This window comes from Phytohabitans rumicis, assembly GCF_011764445.1.
In the GTDB taxonomy this organism is placed as follows: domain Bacteria; phylum Actinomycetota; class Actinomycetes; order Mycobacteriales; family Micromonosporaceae; genus Phytohabitans; species Phytohabitans rumicis.
In genome coordinates this window covers 1-15,751 of the sequence record NZ_BLPG01000002.1, presented here as the reverse complement: position 1 = coordinate 15,751, position 15,751 = coordinate 1, and the positions used below count along the sequence as shown (strand labels likewise).

The window sequence follows — 15,751 nt, the reverse complement described above, 5'->3', positions numbered from 1 at the left end:
CGGTCGCTAGGCCGGCCGATTGGCCTGAATAGCCCGCGGGGCGTTGGCCGCGACAGCGGCGCCGAACACCGCGCACGGGATTCCGACCACGGGGGCGAATTCGAGGCACCAGAGCACGGCATCGGCGAGGTTTGCGCCGATGGGACCAGGATCGACCGCAAAGACGAGCTCGCCGGTGATCGGGTAGATGCGCAGCCCTTCGTACAGCCACAGGGCATACGTCAGCGGCAGGCTGGCAATGGCGGCCCATGCGCCGGCCTGCACGCCCGAGCGGAACGACCGGTCAACCAACCCGGCCCAGAGTGCCGGGACGAAGTAGAGGGCGGCCGGTCCGAGGAAGAACGACAACCCGAGCAGAACCGCTACGCCCTCCGGCACGTCGGCCGCGAAACGCGGGTCGGTAGTGATCCGCCTCGTCACCAGTTGCCCGACCACGTACGCCAGCGCGGCGCCGGCGCCAATATACGGTGCGCGCCGGCTGGCGCCCAGCGACCGCGGGGACGTCACGGCGACCCACAGGCAGCCGGCCAGCACGGCGGCGAGGAGCACCGCCCGGGTCGGCGGCAGGTACTGCGCCGCGGAGGGCTCCCGGAGCAGGAAGACCACGGTCATGACGATCGACGCGGCCACCCCGCCGACGACCAGGGCGGTCGCGGCCGGCACGGGAAACCGCGCCCGGCGGGAGCGAGCGACAGCCAGCACCATCAGGGCGCCGGCCAGCCCGAGGAAACTGGCGGCGAACACGCCCAGCCCGGGCACGGCCGCGTCGACCACCGGCCCGGCCGCCACGGTCGCCGCCACGACCACGGCCGCCAACAGTGCAGGCACCGCCCACGGCCCGGTGCGTGGCCACAGCGCCGCCATGGCGCAGCTGAGCGCGAACCGCCATCGGGCCGACCGCCCTCGCACCTCCGCCAGCTCGGCGGTCATCGCCGCCCCCCAGTCCCGGCGGTGTTCCGGCAACGTGGCCACCGCGGCCGCCAGCGCCCGCTCCGGCGGGTCCATCGCGGACATCCGAGCACCGGCCCGGGTCAGCCAAAAGTGCAGCACGAGCAGCGCCGCCGCCACGTAGACCAGGGTCGGGACGGCCATCAGTATCGCCAATTCCCGGTTGACCTTGGCGGCGCTCTCGGGTGGTGCCGGCGGCTCCGAGGTGGCGACCATGACCGCGTAGACCGCGGCCCAGGCCGCGACCACCAGCCCGGCCGTGAGGACCTGGTATCTGCGTCGGGTCCAGCTCATGCCTGCTGCCACCTCACTTTCGGATGCGGCCGAGGCGCCGGCGCCTCGGCCGCGGGAGCCGCTGCGAGCTCGGTGGCCAGCGCGCGGCCGGAGCCGGTCAACCGGTACAGGTGGCGCGGTGGCCGGCCGGCTGGCACGTCGGTGTCCCAGCTGGTCTCCAGCAGGCCCCGGTCGGCCAGCCGCATCAGAATCGGGTACATGGAGCCGGGCTTGATGTCCAGCTGCTGGCACAGCTCGTAGCCGTACCGCCAGGTAGCGGGCTGCTCGGCCAGCGCCAGCACCACCGCCGTGGTTTGCGCTGACGGGCGTCGGGAACGGGTCACGCGACTAACTCTATATAGTCAGAGTTACGCTGTCCAGCCGGATGGGCGGGGATCTGATCAGGCTCAAGCGGGATGGCGAGTGCCGTTTTTGCCGGGTTTGTCACTAACCTGCCTGATGTGGATGAAACAATGCCTGTTCCGCCGGTGTTTGTCGACGCGACTGGTCGACGCCGGCGCCGCTTGCGTCGAGTGGGATACGTGTTCGGTACCGCCTCGCTGGTCTACACCGGGTTGGTAGGCGCCGGGTTTTCCGGCGGGCCGATCGGCCCGCACGCGTTGCTGCCGCTTCCGGATCTGATGGACCGGCCGGAGACGGCGCCGTCGACGCCGGCGCCCGTGCGTTCGACGTCGATGCCCCAGAGCGGGGGCCGGCCCCGACCGACACGGGCGAGGTGGTGGCCAAAGCGGTGCCGGCGCCGGCGGGCCTGCCGCTGCTGCCGCCGTCGCCGGCCGCGCTGGTTGGCCTCGGGCCGTCCGTCGGCCGTCCGATCGAGCACCTTGCGGCGGCCCCCGTCCTGACCGGTACGTCGCCGTCGCCGGTGGCCGAGCCGGCGCCGCCAGCGGACCCAGCCCCGTCGCTCGAACCGGCCGAACCGGCCGCGCCGATGGTCGCGATGTCGGAACCCGAGCCGTCCGCCGCGGCGACGCCGGACGAATCGCCGGCCACGACCGCCGACGCTCCGGCGTCCGCCGTGCCGGGCACACCGGAGGCGAGCCAGCAGGTGGCGCGTGAGGGCCGCCGGCCCAGCCCGCGTCCGGTCGCGTCCCGCGCACTCCGGTGACGGCTGCACAGCCGCCCCGGCGTCGCCGGCTGTTACGTCCGCGGCGGGTGGTCATCGCGGTGCTGCTGCTGATGTTCGCCAGTGTGCTGCTGGTGCACGCCTATGTGGACACCCGGTTCACCCCGGACGCCCAGGGCGCCGACCGTAGCGGTGACCGCGGCAGCGTCCCGGAGGCCATCACCCACGGCGGGCCGGTCATCAGCACCGCCGGGGCCGGCCCCACTCGTACCGGCTGCCGCCCAAGACGATCGCGTTGACGTTCGACGACGGCCCCGATCCACGGTGGACGAGGCAGGTGCGGCGAGTGCTCGACCGGCACCGGGTGGACGCCACCTTCTTCGTGGTCGGCGCGCAGGTCGCCCGGCACCCCGACCTGGCCCGGCAATTGGTCGCCGACGGCCACGAACTGGGCGTGCACACCTTCACCCACCCGCACCTCGCCGCCCTGCCCGGGTGGCGCCGGCAGTTGGAGTACACGCAGACCCAGCAGGCGATCGCGCACGCCACCGGCGTGCAAACCAGGCTGTTGCGGGTTCCGTACTCCTCGCGGCCGGAGGCGATCGACGACACCGAGTGGGCCCTGATCCAGCAGGCCAGCCAGCTCGGCTACCTGGTCGTGGTCAACGACACCGACAGCCGGGACTGGGCCCGGCCCGGCGTCGAGGCCATCATCCGTCACGCCACCCCACCCGGCGACGCCGGCGCGGTCGTACTGATGCACGATGCCGGCGGCGACCGGGCCCAAACCGTGGCGGCCCTGGACGCGTTCATCCCGGCGATGCGGGCCCGCGGCTACCGGTTCACCACCCTGACCGAAGGTCTCCACCTCGAACAGAACCCGCCAGCCACCGCCGGACAGTGGTGGCGCGGCGCCGCGCTGATCGGGACCGTGCGGTTCGCCGACGGACTCATCACCGCGCTCACCGTGCTGTTCCTCATCACCGGGCTGCTCACCGTCGGGCGGACCTTGCTGTCCCTTCTGGTCGCGGTCCGTCACACCCGCCGGCCGGCCCTGCACCGATGGTCCTGGACACCCGCGGTGACCGAGCCGGTATCCGTGATCGTGCCCGCGTTCAACGAGAAGCAGGGCATCGCCGGGGCCGTCCAGTCACTGGCCGGCAGCGACCATGAGCGGGTCGAGGTCATCGTCGTCGACGACGGCTCCACCGACGGCACCGCCGACATCGCCGAAGCCCTCGGCCTGCCCGGCGTCCGCGTCATCCGCAAACCCAACGGCGGCAAACCCAGCGCCCTCAACACCGGCATCGACGCCGCCAGCCACGACCTGATTGTCATGGTCGATGGGGACACCATCGTCGAACCCGACTCCATCCGCCGGCTGGTCCAGCCCTTCGCCGACCCCGGGTTGGCGCGGTCGCGGGCAACGTCAAGGTCGGCAACCGGCACGGCCTTATCGCACACTGGCAGCACATCGAGTACGTCATCGGCTTCAACCTCGACCGCCGCCTGTACGAAAGCCTGCGGTGCATGCCGACCGTCCCCGGCGCGCTCGGCGCCTTCCGCCGCGACGCGGTGATCGACGCCGGCGGCCTGACCGCCGACACCCTCGCCGAGGACACCGACCTCACCATGGCCATCTGCCGGGCCGGCTGGAAGATCGTGTACGCCGAGGACGCGCGTGCTTGGACGGAGGCACCCGCGACCCTCGCCCAGTTGTGGAAGCAGCGCTACCGGTGGAGCTACGGCACCATGCAGGCGATGTGGAAGCACCGGCACGCCATCGCCGACAGCGGACCCTCCGGCCGGTTCGGCCGCGTCGGCCTGCCCCTGCTGGCCCTGTTCGGCGTCGCCCTGCCCCTGCTCGCCCCGGTCATCGACCTGCTCGCCGTCTACGGCCTGATCTTCCTCGATCGCGGCCACACCGCGCTGGCCTGGCTGGCCATGCTCGCCCTCCAGTTCGCTACCGCCGCCGTCGCGTTCCACCTCGACCGCGAACGCCTCCGCGGGCTCTGGGCGCTGCCGCTGCAACAACTCGCCTACCGCCAGCTCATGTACCTGGTCATCGCCCAGTCCACCGCCACCGCACTGGCCGGCGCACGACTGCGCTGGCACAAACTCCACCGCACGGGCCAAACCCGGGTAGCGAGCCGATAAGATAAGGTCGCAATACCGTATATTTGCGCGAAATAGTCCCAAATGTAATGAACGTAGTTGAGCGGGCCTTTACGGCACCAACGCCAACGGCGGACGGTCGGGTTACCCGTCACGGCCGTTTTCGGCCTGCGCGACACGGTTCGAGGATCTGGCACAAGCTGGCCGTCATCGGGCTCGCGTCCCTGCTCCCCCTTGCGATCACCGCGGGACTGCTGGTCTACGAGAGCGGAAAACGCCTCAGGTTCATCGACAAGGAACTGTGGGGGTTGGAGTACGTCCGGCCGATGTACACGCTCCTGTACGAGCTGTCGATCCACCGGGACATCAGCCGGCAGGTGTTCGCCGGTGACCGGTCCGCCAACGAACTTCAGGCAAGCACCAAGCGCGTCGACGACGGCTTCGCGGCATTGACTTCCATCGACGAAAAGCTCGGCCGCCAGCTGAACTCCGCAGGCGCCGATCTCAACGAGAGCGCCACCGTCGCGGGGCAGCTCCGCGAGTGGCAGCGTTGGAAGGCCACCCAACACACCGCCTCCAGCGACATCGTCGCCCACGACGTGATGATCGCCCAGGTTCGATCCTTGATCGACCATATCGGGATCACGTCCAACCTGACGATCGACCCCGCTCCGGACGCCTACCGCCTGGCGACAGCTCTCATCAGCCAGGTGCCTGAACTGACGGACGACACCATGCGGCTGGGCACGACGGTCGACCAGATGCTCCAGGCCGGGCCCGTGTTCCTCGACCGCGCCCGGGCCGCCTCGATCGTCAGTGGGCTGGGCCAGCGCATCGACGAGTTGCAGAACAACCTCTACACGGCCTTCAGACACTGGGGCAACGCCGGCCACGCGGACTCGCTGGCCGTGCCGCTCCAGTCGGCGTACGCCGCCATCGCCAACCTCAACCAGTTGACCACCCGAGACTTCGTCCAGTCCTCCCCCGTACGACTGGATCGGTCGGCGTACGCCGCCACGGTCAACGAAACGGCCCGCGCCCTGGGCGGACTGTGGAGCGCGATGGTCGAACACGAGCGGCAGCTGCTACAGGATCGCCGCTCCGGCCACCTCCAGCAAATGGCTGTCTCCCTTGGCAGCATCCTTCTCGCGATCATTCTTATGCTGCTGCTCGTCGGGCGGCTGTCGCGCCGGATCGCCGCGGATATCGGCACGGTCGCACGGGCCGCGGTCGAGTTCTCCGGTGGCGAGCTGACCCGCCGCGTTCAGGTACGCAGCCGCGACGAGGTCGGCGCGCTGTCCGACGCCTTCAACGACATGGCCGAGCGGCTGGCGCACTCGCAGCGGACCCTGCGCACCGAGCGGGACTTCTCCAGCGCCCTTCTCGACGTCGCGGGCAGCCTGGTGCTCGTGCTCGACCGCGAGGGCCGCATCGTCCGGTTCAATCGCGCCTGCGAGAGTACGACCGGATACCGGTTGGCGGAGGTGAAGGGCAGGGCGTACTGGGATGTGTTTCTCCCCGCGGAGGAGGTGGACATCGCGCGGACGGCCTTTGCCCGGATGCTGGCGGCCAACGACTACCCCGCCGCCAACGAGAGCACGTGGATCAGCCGGGACGGGAGCCGGCGGCACATCGCCTGGTCGAGCGGCGCGTTGCTCGACCAGGCTGGAACAGCCACGCATGTCATCGCCTCGGGATAGACATCACGGCTCGCCGCCTCGCGGAGACCCAGCTCAGCGAGGCGCGCGAGCGCTTCCAGCAAGCGTTCGACAACGCCACGATCGGCATGTGCCTCACCGGCGTGGACAAGCGCTTCATGCAGGTCAACCCGGCCCTGTGCAAGATGCTGGGATATACCGAGTCCGAACTGCTCGGCATGAGCGCGGTCGAGGTCACGCACCCGGACGACCGTGCCGAGACCCTTGGCGCGTTCCGGTCGATGCTGGCCGGTGAAATCTCGATCTTCCACGGAGAGAAGCGCTACCTGCGCGCCAATGGCCAGGCCGTACGGGTGCTCGTCTCGTCCTCGGCGGTTCGTGGCAGAGACGGCGCGCCGCTGTACTTTGTGACGCAGATCGAAGATGTCACGGCGCGGCGTGCCGCCGAAGAGAAGCTGGTCCACCAGGCGCTGCACGATTCGCTCACCGCGCTGCCCAACCGGGTGCTGTTGATGCAGCAGTTGCGTGAGGCGTTGACAGTGGATCACCAAACGGCCGGAAGGAGTGCTCTGCTCTTCGTCGACCTGGACGGCTTCAAGCTGATCAATGACAGCCTGGGCCACGATGTCGGCGACCAGGTGCTGCGAGTGACCGGCCGCCGGCTGGAGCGCGGCGTCCATCCGGACGACACCGTCGCCCGGGTCGGCGGCGACGAGTTCGTCATCCTCTGCCGGAATCTGCCTTCGGCACAGCATGCTGTCGATATCGCCGAGCGGCTGCTGCCGATCCTGGGTGCCCCTGTCGAGGTCGCCGGCGCGGAGGCCGTCGTGACGGCCAGCGTAGGCATCGCGATCGCGGCGGGATCCCCGACCGATCCCGAAGAGTTGATCCGCGACGCGGACGCCGCCATGTACTACGCGAAGTCCAGGGGAAGAACCGCTACGAGATCTTCGACGACACGCTGCGAGCTCGGACGCTCGAACGGGTCGCCGTCGAGACGGGGGTACGTCGCGCCGTACGCGAAGGCGGATTCCGATTGGACTACCAGCCCATCGTCGATCTGGGCACCGGTCGCATGGTCGGTCTGGAATCGTTGCTGCGCCTGGCGGATCCGGATCGCGGTGTGCTTTCACCAAAGGTGTTCATGGAGGTGGCGGAGGAGACCGGTCTGATCGTGCCGATCGGCGCCTGGGTGCTGTCATCGGCGAGCGCGCAGCTCGCACAGTGGCAGGCAGCCGATGTGGTGCCACCATCGCTGAAGATAGCCGTCAACCTGTCATTCCGGCAGGTGGCCTCGCCCGGGCTGGTCGCCACCGTGGAGTCCGCGCTGGCGGACTCCGGGCTCGCCCCGCAGTGCCTCGCGCTGGAGTTGACCGAGACGATCCTGCTCGAGGCCGATGTCGCGTCGTTGCGGCAACTCGAACACATCCGTGACCTTGGTGTGCAGCTCGGCATCGACGACTTCGGCACCGGGTACTCGTCGTTGACCTATCTCAAGCGGCTGCCGGTGAGCTTCATCAAGATCGACCAGTCCTTCGTCGCCGACATGGTGGAGCAGAGCTCGGACCGCGAGATCGTCGCCTCCGTGATCGGCTTGGGCAAGTCCCTGGGCCTGACCACGATCGCCGAAGGCGTCGAGAACGTCGAACAGCTTCAGGCTCTGCTGGAACTGGGCTGCGATCAGGCTCAGGGTTACTACTTCGGCCGTCCCCGCCCAGACGTGCCGCGCCTATAAGGGAATCCGACATGCGAGTACGCACCGGTTTGATCCTGCTCCTGGCGACCTGCGCGAGCGCCGCGGCGGGCTGTGGCGGAGACGGGACGCCACCTGCCGAATCGACAACCCGTCCGCGGAATTCGAGCCCGATCACGCTCGCGGTGGTGCCCAAGGCGTTGGGGTTCGACTTCTGGCGACAGGTACGTCTGGGCGCGGAATGCGCGGCCTCCAAACATGAACAAGTGACCGTCCGCTGGGACGGCGTCACCGCCGAGACCGACGTGGTCGGCCAGGTCAACCTGCTACAGCGTTTCATCGGCCAGGACGTCGACGGCATCGTCTACGCGGCCACAGACGCCGCGGCGCTCGCGCCCATCACCGATCAGGCGTTGGCCAACCGCAAGGTGGTGGTGAACATCGACTCGGGCACGTACCCACAACCGTCGGGGGTGCCCCTGTTCGCCACCGACAATGTCGCCGCCGCGACTCGGGCCGCCGACCTGCTGGCACAGGCGCTCGGTCCGGGCGAGAAGAAGATAGCGTTCTTTCTGTATGAACCCGGCTCGGCCACCAACGACCAGCGGGCGCAGGGCTTCAAGGCGGGTCTCGCGCGGCATCCGCGAATCAGGATCGTGGCGGAGCAGTCGACGCAGTCCGACTTCACCACCGCGGTCAGTGTCACCGAACGGATCCTCGCCACGACTCCGGACCTCGACGGGATCTTCGCCGCCAACGAACCGACCGCGCTGGGCGCGGCCGAGGCGGTCCAGAAGAGCGGGAAAGCCGGACGGGTCACACTCGTCGGATGGGACGCCGCGCCGCAGGGCGTCAAACTCATGCAGGACGGCGTCATCACCAGCCTCGTGGCGCAGAACCCGTTTCGCATGGGCTACGACGGCGTGAACGCCGCGGTGAAGATGATCCGCGAGGGCGGCACCGTGTCCTCCGCGGATACCGGGGTCTCCTACCTGTCCGCCCAGAACCTGACGTCGCCGAGGCATCAGGCCCTGCTTCGACCCTCGTGCGCCAACCCGCCGGTCTAGTCCAGCGGTGTGAGATGTGTGAAACGGAGCTTTGTTCCGGATGACTTTGACCGGTAACGGCCGGCCGTTGAAGTAGTCCCCAACGCGGGTCCCCGTGGCCCGGTTGGAGGACGCGATGCTCACTGGCACCCATTATCCCGTTGTGGTGGTCGGCGGTGGCCAGGCCGGCCTGTCCGTAAGCTACTGCCTGCGCCGGCGCGGCATCGCGCACGTCGTCCTGGAAGCCAATCGGGTCGGGCACGAGTGGCGCACGCGCCGGTGGGACTCCTTCTGCCTGGTGACCCCGAACTGGCAGTGCCGGTTGCCCGGGTTCGCTTACCGGGGGCCGGATCCGGACGGGTTCATGGTCCGCGACGAGATCGTGCGCTACCTGGAGGACTACGTGTCCTTCTTCCAGCCGCCGCTGGTCGAGGGGGTACGGGTCGAGCGGCTGCGACGATCGGCCACCGGCCTCTTTGAACTGTCCACATCGGCCGGTGCGGTGACCGCCGACCAGGTCGTCGTGGCGACCGGCCCGTACCACTCGCCGTCGGTTCCGCGGATGGCGGAGCGGCTCTGCGGCGACCTGGTTCAGCCGCACTCCTGCCAGTACCGAAGTCCGGACCAGCTCCCCGACGGCGCGGTGCTGGTCGTCGGCACCGGGCAGTCGGGCTGCCAGATCGCCGAGGACCTGCATCTGGCCGGCCGGCAGGTACATCTGGCCGTCGGCGGCGCGCCGCGGGTGGCCCGCTTCTACCGCGGCCGCGACTGCGTCGCGTGGCTGGACGCGATGGGCCACTACGGCAAGGGAGTCGACGAGTTCCCCGACGTGGACGCCGTACGGATGCGGGTCAACCACTACGTCACCGGCCGCGACGGCGGCCGCGACATCGACCTGCGGGCGTTCGCCAAGGACGGGATGCGGCTGTACGGGCGGCTGGCCGCCGTCCACGGCTCGACCCTCGAGTTCGGCGGCGACCTGGCGGCCAACCTCGACCACGCCGACGCGGTGGCCGAGGGCATCAAGGACAGCATCGACGCGTACATCGCGGAGCGCGGGATCGACGCGCCGGTGGAACCTCGGTACGTACCGGTGTGGGAGCCGGACGCCGACCACCCGCGCACGGTGGACGTGCGGGCGGCCGGGATCACCTCGGTGGTGTGGTCGACCGGCTTCGCCCGCGACCATCGCTGGATCGAGGTCCCCGTGTTCGACGGGCGCGGCTACCCGATGCACTGGCGCGGCGTGACGAACTGCCCCGGGTTGTACTTCCTCGGCCTGCCGTGGCAGTACAGCTGGGGCTCGGGCCGGTTCGAGGCGGTCGGGCGCGACGCCGAGTTCCTGGCCGACCACATCGACGCATCCCGCCGCCTCGCCGACGTGTGCGGGGCGCTCACCGGGGCACCGACGACGCTGGCCGCCGCGCTGCCGGTCGGGTGAGGGAGGCCCACGCGATGGTTTTCGACGCTCACCGCCACATCGGCGTGCTGCCGGCGTACCCGTTCTACGGTGGCCCACCGGTCAACCCGGACACGACCGCACGCGCCACCATCAAACAACTCCTCGCCGATCTGGACGCCGAGGGCACCGAGCGGGCGCTGGTGCTGCCCAACTACGGGGTACCGGATCCCGGGGTCGCCTTCTCGTTCAACGAGTTGGTCGTCGAGGCGGCGCAGACCGACGAGCGGATCCGCGCCGGGCTGTGGGTCTCCCCCCGCCCGGACGACGAGCAGCGCACCACGGCCGCCCTCGCGCTGGCGGGAGAGCGCGGTGTGCGGGCGTTGAAGCTGAGCTTCCTGCTCGGCGGCCGGGCGACCGACCCGGGCTGCCGCCCGCTGCTGGACCAGATCTTCGGTACGGCCGAGCGCCTCGGCCTGGTCGTGCACGTCCACACCTCCCCCGGCGCCGCGTCCGACATCGACGAGGTCGGCAACCTGGTCGACTGGTACGCCGACCGGGTCCCGGTGCACCTGGTCCACTTCGGCGGCGGGATGAGCGGGCACATCAAGCTGGCCGGTTCCCGCTTCTTCGACTGGATCGCGGCCGGCAAGCGCGTCTACACCGACCTGTCGTGGGCCATCGGCTTCGCACCGTACTGGCTGGCCCGCGAGATCGAGCGCCGCGGCATCGGGCACGACCGGGTGCTGTTCGCCAGCGACCAGCCGTGGGGCGACCACGCCGGCGAGTACGCCCGGATGGCCGCCGCCACCGGCGACGGCGACCTGGCAGACCTGGTCTTCCGGGAGAACTTTTCCACCCTGTACCGCTGACCCAAACCGAAGGACCAACCCCCAACCGAAGGAGAGGACATGACCGTCGACCTGAGCGAGCTGGAGAAGCAGAGCCTCGCGGAGATCCCGCACCCGTCGCTGCCCGAGGGCTCCAGCATCTACGGCAGCACCAAGGTGTTCCCGGACTACAAGGCCGAGAACGGCGAGGCGTACTTCACCCTCGTGCACGGCATCGCGCACGAGTCGTCCGTCAGCTTCGTGGCCGTGCTCCAGGCCACCCGCGCACTGCGCAAGGGCTTCGAGTCGGCCATCTACTTCTACGGGCCCGGCTCGCTGAACTGCCTGGCCACCCGCGGCTTCCCGACCACCGGCAATTCGGCGTTCCCCGGCGAGCACAACATCAACAACCAGCTCAAGACGTTCCTCGCCGAGGGCGGCAAGGTGTACTGCTGCCGTTTCGGGCTGTCGCTGCACGGCGCCCGCGAGGAGGACCTCATCGAGGGCGTCATACCGACCCACCCGCTCGACGTCCAGGACGCGATCATCCACTACGCCCGCAAGGGCGCCATCATCAACTCCACCTACCAGCTGTAGAGGGGCCTGCCGTGAGCGTTGGCACCGACACGACGGTGGCTGTGCGGATCATGACCCGCGCCGAGCTCGCCCTGCACGGCGTCCGTGCGGACACGCTGCGCAGGCCGGACGGCGCCGGGCCGAGCGGCGACGACCACGTCCTCATCGACGGTGCCAACGCCGCGCTGCCCACCAACCCGGCGAGCCCGTACGCCGTTCGCGACGGCCGGGTCTGGCTCGGCGACGACGACACCGGGCTCACCCTGACACCCGTACGGCGGCCCCGGTTCTACGACCTGACCACCGCGGACGGGGTGCCCTACGAGCAGATCGCCCGCCTGCACGGCGCCGACGTGCTCGCCACCACCGTCGTGCAGACCTGCATCCGGTACGCCGAGCCGGAGCGGTGCCGGTTCTGCACCATCGAGGAGTCGCTGCGCTCCGCTGCCACCGTGGCCGCCAAGACGCCGTCCCAGCTCGCCGAGGTGGCGCAGGCGGCGGTGCGGCTGGACGGGGTGCGGCAGATGGTGCTGACGACCGGCACCACCACCGGCCCGGACCGGGGCGCCCGCGCGCTGGCCCGGTCGGTCCGCGCGGTCCTGGCGGCCGTGCCGGGGCTGCCGATCCAGGTCCAGTGCGAGCCGCCCGCCGACCTCGCCTGGATCGGCGAGCTGCACGCGGCCGGGGCCACCGCGATCGGCATCCACGTGGAGTCCCTCGACGAGCAGGTGCGGCGCCGCTGGATGCCCGGCAAGTCCACAGTGTCCATGGCCGAGTACGAGGCGGCGTGGGATGAGGCGGTCCGCGTGTTCGGGCGCAACCGCGTCTCGACGTACCTGCTGGTGGGTCTCGGCGAGGACCCCGACGAGCTGGTCGCCGGCGCCGGCCGGCTGATCGACCGCGGCGTCTACCCGTTCGTGGTGCCGTTCCGCCCGATGCGCGGCACCCTGGCCGCCCGCGACGGCGCCCGCGCGCCCGACCCGCGGCTGCTCGCGGACGTCACCGCGCGGGTTGCCGCCAAGCTCCAAGCGGCGGGCATGTCCGGCGCCGACCAGCGGGCCGGGTGCGCGGCCTGCGGCGCCTGCAGCGTCCTGCCGAGCGCGGGCGGCTGACGGGCGTGAACGACATCCTCCTGCTGCTCGGCGACCGCAGCACGCTCGCGCGGCAGCCCGCGTTCGGAATCGAGGAGGCGGACGGCGCGGCCGCGCTGGACGCCTATCACCGGCTGCGCCGGGACGTCTTCGTCGACGAGCAGGGACTGTTCGCCGCCCACGACCGGGACGAGCGTGACGAGGACCCGCGCACGGTCGTCCTCGTCGCCCGCGACCCGGGCGGCGCGGTGCTCGGCGGGGTGCGGCTCGGACCCGTCGACGGCGGCCCGGACCTCGGCTGGTGGTCCGGCGGACGCCTGGCCGTCGCCCGCGCGGCCCGCGGCCCGCGCGGGATCGGCGCGGCCCTGGTCCGGGCCGCCTGCGCCCGCGCCGAAACAGAGGGAGTGCTGCGCTTCGAGGCCACCGTGCAGGCCCGCAACGAGCCGCTGTTCCGCCGCCTCGGCTGGACGCCGGTACGGCCGGTCACCGTCGCGGACACCCCGCACACGCTGATGCGCTGGCCGATCCGGCGCATCGGCGCCCAGGCGGAAGCGGCCAAGTCGGCGCTCGGGCCGCTGCTGGCGGGGCTGTCGCCGGGCGGCGCCGGCTTCGTCGGCGACGACGGAGCACCGGTACCCGGCAGCGACGTGATCGCCGCCTGCGACGCGATCCTTCCGTCCATGGTGGAGCGTGACCCCGAGTGGGCCGGCTGGTGCGCGGTCCTGGTCAACGTCAACGACCTCGCCGCGATGGGCGCCACCCCGGTGGGCCTGCTCGACGCGCTCGCCGCCCGCGACGCGTCCCACGCCGCCCGCGTCCTTTCCGGGCTGCGCCGCGCCGCCGCCGCGTACGGCACCCCGATCCTCGGCGGGCACACCCAGCTCGGCGTGCCGGCCGCGCTGACCGTCACCGCCCTCGGGCGTACCCGCCACCCGGTACCGGGCGGCGCGGGGCGGCCGGGCCACCAGGTCCGCCTCACCGCCGACCTGGCCGGGGCGTGGCGGCCCGGGTACCACGGCCGGCAGTGGGACTCGACCACCGGGCGCCGCGCCGACGAGCTCCGCGCGATGACCGGTGCGGTGGCCGCGGCCCGCCCGGCCGCCGCCAAGGACGTCTCGATGGCCGGCATCGCGGGAACGCTGGGCATGCTGGCCGAGGCGAGCGGCTGCGCGGCCGTTCTGGACGTGGCGGCCGTTCCGCGACCGGGCGCCGCCACCGCCGGCGACTGGCTGACCTGCTTTCCGGGGTACGCCATCGTCTCCACCGACGCACCGGGACGCCCGCCGCTGCCCGCCGGGCCGGCGGTCAGCGCGGTGTGCGGCGAGCTGACCGAGGGGCAGGGCGTCGGGCTGCGCTGGCCCGACGGTGCGGTCACCCAGGCCGTCACCGGCGCCGTGACCGGATTGGGGAGAGCATGAGCACGCTGCGGATGGCCGCCGTCGCCGAGGAGTTCGGCCGCGACCTCGACGAGGACTTCCGTACCGTCGAGCGGCTCATCGCCGCCGCCCGCGCCGACGGCATCCGGCTGCTGGCCCTTCCCGAGGCGTGCCTGGGCGGCTATCTGCTCAGCCTCGACGGCGACAGCGGCCCGGACGCGGGGCCGCCGCCGCTGGCCGTGGACGGGCCGCAGATCCGCCGCCTGGCCGCGCTCGCCGGCGAGATGGTCGTCGTCGCGGGATACTGCGAGGCCGACGGCGAGGCCCGGTACAACAGCGTGGTCTGCGTAAGCGGCGACGGCGTGCTGGGCAACCACCGCAAGGTGCACCAGCCGCTGCGCGAGGACGCCAGCTACTCCTGCGGTGACCGGTTCCGCGCGTTCGACACCCCGGTCGGCCGCGTCGGCATGATGATCTGTTACGACAAGGCGTTCCCCGAGTCCGCCCGGGCGCTGGCCCTGGACGGGGCGCAGATCGGCGTCTGCGTGTCCGCGTGGCCCGGCTCGCGTACCAACGCCGCCGCCGACCTGGCCGAGGATCGCTGGAAGCGCCGCTTCGACCTCTTCGACCGGGCCCGGGCGCTGGAGAACCAGATCGTCTGGCTGTCCGCGAACCAGTCCGGGACCTTCGGGTCGCTACGATTCGTCGGTAGCGCCAAGGTCGTCGACCCCGGTGGCGACGTTCTGGCCGATACCGGCGTCACGGCCGGCATGGCCGTCGCCGAACTCGACGTGGCCGAGGCGCTGCGCACGGCGCGCCGCTCGATGGGTCACCTCCGCGACCGGCGCCCGGAGGCTTATACGTACCCGGTGGGAGCTGCTAGCGCATGAGTACGGTCAGGATCGCGGCCGCCGCCGCCCACTTCGGCCGCGACCTCGACTTCGACCTGGCCAGGATCGGCAAGCTCATCCACGACGCCCGGGCCCAGGGCGCCGGGCTGCTCGTGCTGCCCGACGCCGCGCTGGGCGGCTACCTCGCCGACCTGCGCCACCCGGACCCCGAGGCGCTGCCACCCGCGCTCAAGCCGGACGACCCGCTCATCTTTCAGGTCGCCCGGCTCGCCGCCGAGATGACCGTCTGCTTCGGATACTGCGAGGCCGATGGCAACGTCCGCTACAACGCGGCCGTCTGCGTCAACGGCGACGGCGTCCTCGGCCGGCACCGCAAGGTCCACCTGCCCGCCGGCGAGGTCGCCGCCTACACCCCCGGCGCCACCTTCGACGCCTTCGACACCCCGGTCGGCCGCGTCGGCATGCTCATCGACTACGACAAGACGTTCCCGGAGGCGGCCCGCAGCCTCGCCCTCGACGGCGCGCACATCCTCGCCTGCCTGTCCGCGTGGCCGACCAGCATCACCAACCGCGCCCCCGCATGGCCCAGGACCGCCAGTCCCGGCTGTTCGACCTGTACGACCAGGCCCGCGCCGCCGAGAACCAGGTCGTGCTCGCATCGTCCAACCAGACCGGCGCGATGGGCGGAATGCGCTTCCTCGGACAGTCCAAGGTGGTGGGTCCCGGCGGTGACATCCTGGCCCGCACCTTCGGCAAGGCCGGCCTCGCGGTCGCCGAGATCGACGTCGCCGCGGAGCTCGAACGCGCCGCG

At 71.2% G+C, this 15,751-nt stretch carries 15 protein-coding genes and 2 pseudogenes; 15 read left to right on the top strand and 2 right to left on the bottom strand.

Annotated elements, in window-relative coordinates; translation table 11 throughout:
* Positions 1-6 precede the first annotated feature (6 nt).
* Complete coding sequence (locus tag Prum_RS54215) at positions 7-1,242, bottom strand: hypothetical protein (protein WP_173084877.1); 1,236 nt, start codon at positions 1,240-1,242, stop codon at positions 7-9.
* Complete coding sequence (locus Prum_RS43595; protein ID WP_173084875.1) at positions 1,239-1,565, bottom strand: PadR family transcriptional regulator; 327 nt, start codon at positions 1,563-1,565, stop codon at positions 1,239-1,241. The genes Prum_RS54215 and Prum_RS43595 overlap by 4 nt, the downstream gene beginning before the upstream one ends.
* A gap of 395 nt (positions 1,566-1,960) precedes the next feature.
* Between Prum_RS43595 and Prum_RS43590 the strand changes: the two genes are divergently transcribed.
* The 15 genes and pseudogenes from Prum_RS43590 to Prum_RS54735 form a co-directional block, all read left to right on the top strand.
* Positions 1,961-2,347 (top strand): hypothetical protein, encoded by a 387-nt coding sequence (locus Prum_RS43590; RefSeq protein WP_173084873.1) that lies wholly within the window; start codon positions 1,961-1,963, stop codon positions 2,345-2,347.
* Positions 2,344-2,604, top strand: a complete 261-nt coding sequence (locus Prum_RS53030) for a hypothetical protein (RefSeq protein ID WP_246278731.1) — start codon at positions 2,344-2,346, stop codon at positions 2,602-2,604. The genes Prum_RS43590 and Prum_RS53030 overlap by 4 nt, the downstream gene beginning before the upstream one ends.
* Positions 2,601-4,462 (top strand): annotated as a pseudogene (locus Prum_RS55545) (bifunctional polysaccharide deacetylase/glycosyltransferase family 2 protein). The gene Prum_RS53030 and the pseudogene Prum_RS55545 overlap by 4 nt, the downstream one beginning before the upstream one ends.
* A 284-nt stretch (positions 4,463-4,746) precedes the next feature.
* Entirely contained in the window at positions 4,747-6,120 is a 1,374-nt protein-coding gene (locus Prum_RS43580) for a PAS domain S-box protein (RefSeq protein ID WP_173084871.1), read from the top strand.
* The gene (locus tag Prum_RS43575) at positions 6,021-7,250 is read left to right on the top strand and encodes a GGDEF domain-containing protein (protein WP_173084869.1); all 1,230 of its coding nucleotides are present in this window, start codon (positions 6,021-6,023) and stop codon (positions 7,248-7,250) included. The genes Prum_RS43580 and Prum_RS43575 overlap by 100 nt, the downstream gene beginning before the upstream one ends.
* Positions 7,139-7,813: a putative bifunctional diguanylate cyclase/phosphodiesterase gene (locus Prum_RS43570; protein WP_246278831.1), complete on the top strand. Its 675-nt coding sequence runs from the start codon at positions 7,139-7,141 to the stop codon at positions 7,811-7,813. Before Prum_RS43575 ends, Prum_RS43570 begins: the two co-directional genes overlap by 112 nt.
* An 11-nt stretch (positions 7,814-7,824) precedes the next feature.
* On the top strand, positions 7,825-8,838 hold the full coding sequence (locus Prum_RS43565; protein ID WP_173084867.1) for a substrate-binding domain-containing protein: 1,014 nt from the start codon (positions 7,825-7,827) through the stop codon (positions 8,836-8,838).
* Positions 8,839-8,953: 115 nt separating this feature from the next.
* Complete coding sequence (locus Prum_RS43560; RefSeq protein WP_173084865.1) at positions 8,954-10,258, top strand: MSMEG_0569 family flavin-dependent oxidoreductase; 1,305 nt, start codon at positions 8,954-8,956, stop codon at positions 10,256-10,258.
* A gap of 14 nt (positions 10,259-10,272) precedes the next feature.
* Positions 10,273-11,088, top strand: coding sequence for an amidohydrolase family protein (locus Prum_RS43555; protein WP_173084863.1), 816 nt, complete (start codon positions 10,273-10,275; stop codon positions 11,086-11,088).
* Positions 11,089-11,127: 39 nt separating this feature from the next.
* Entirely contained in the window at positions 11,128-11,643 is a 516-nt protein-coding gene (locus tag Prum_RS43550) for an MSMEG_0572/Sll0783 family nitrogen starvation response protein (protein WP_173084861.1), read from the top strand.
* 11 nt (positions 11,644-11,654) lie between these two features.
* Entirely contained in the window at positions 11,655-12,734 is a 1,080-nt protein-coding gene (locus tag Prum_RS43545) for an MSMEG_0568 family radical SAM protein (RefSeq protein WP_246278729.1), read from the top strand.
* 5 nt (positions 12,735-12,739) lie between these two features.
* Positions 12,740-14,131 carry an MSMEG_0567/sll0787 family protein gene (locus tag Prum_RS43540; RefSeq protein WP_173084859.1) on the top strand — a complete coding sequence of 464 codons (1,392 nt, stop codon included), beginning with the start codon at positions 12,740-12,742 and terminating at the stop codon, positions 14,129-14,131.
* Entirely contained in the window at positions 14,128-14,979 is an 852-nt protein-coding gene (locus Prum_RS43535) for a carbon-nitrogen hydrolase family protein (protein ID WP_173084857.1), read from the top strand. Before Prum_RS43540 ends, Prum_RS43535 begins: the two co-directional genes overlap by 4 nt.
* Positions 14,976-15,476 (top strand): annotated as a pseudogene (locus Prum_RS54210) (carbon-nitrogen hydrolase family protein); the annotation flags it as partial. The gene Prum_RS43535 and the pseudogene Prum_RS54210, both read left to right, overlap by 4 nt.
* A gap of 44 nt (positions 15,477-15,520) precedes the next feature.
* Positions 15,521-15,751 (top strand): nitrilase-related carbon-nitrogen hydrolase (locus tag Prum_RS54735; RefSeq protein WP_308785459.1); only part of this gene is annotated, 231 nt, incomplete at its 3' end.

Excerpts from the sequence above, each read along its gene's own strand:
- Prum_RS43555 (WP_173084863.1), top strand. The coding sequence starts at position 10,273 with ATGGTTTTCGACGCTCACCGCCACATCGGCGTGCTGCCGGCGTACCCG.
- Prum_RS43560 (WP_173084865.1), top strand. The coding sequence starts at position 8,954 with ATGCTCACTGGCACCCATTATCCCGTTGTGGTGGTCGGCGGTGGCCAG.
- Prum_RS54215 (WP_173084877.1), bottom strand. The coding sequence starts at position 1,242 with ATGAGCTGGACCCGACGCAGATACCAGGTCCTCACGGCCGGGCTGGTG.
- Prum_RS43565 (WP_173084867.1), top strand. The coding sequence starts at position 7,825 with ATGCGAGTACGCACCGGTTTGATCCTGCTCCTGGCGACCTGCGCGAGC.
- Prum_RS43550 (WP_173084861.1), top strand. The coding sequence starts at position 11,128 with ATGACCGTCGACCTGAGCGAGCTGGAGAAGCAGAGCCTCGCGGAGATC.
- Prum_RS43535 (WP_173084857.1), top strand. The coding sequence starts at position 14,128 with ATGAGCACGCTGCGGATGGCCGCCGTCGCCGAGGAGTTCGGCCGCGAC.
- Prum_RS43580 (WP_173084871.1), top strand. The coding sequence starts at position 4,747 with ATGTACACGCTCCTGTACGAGCTGTCGATCCACCGGGACATCAGCCGG.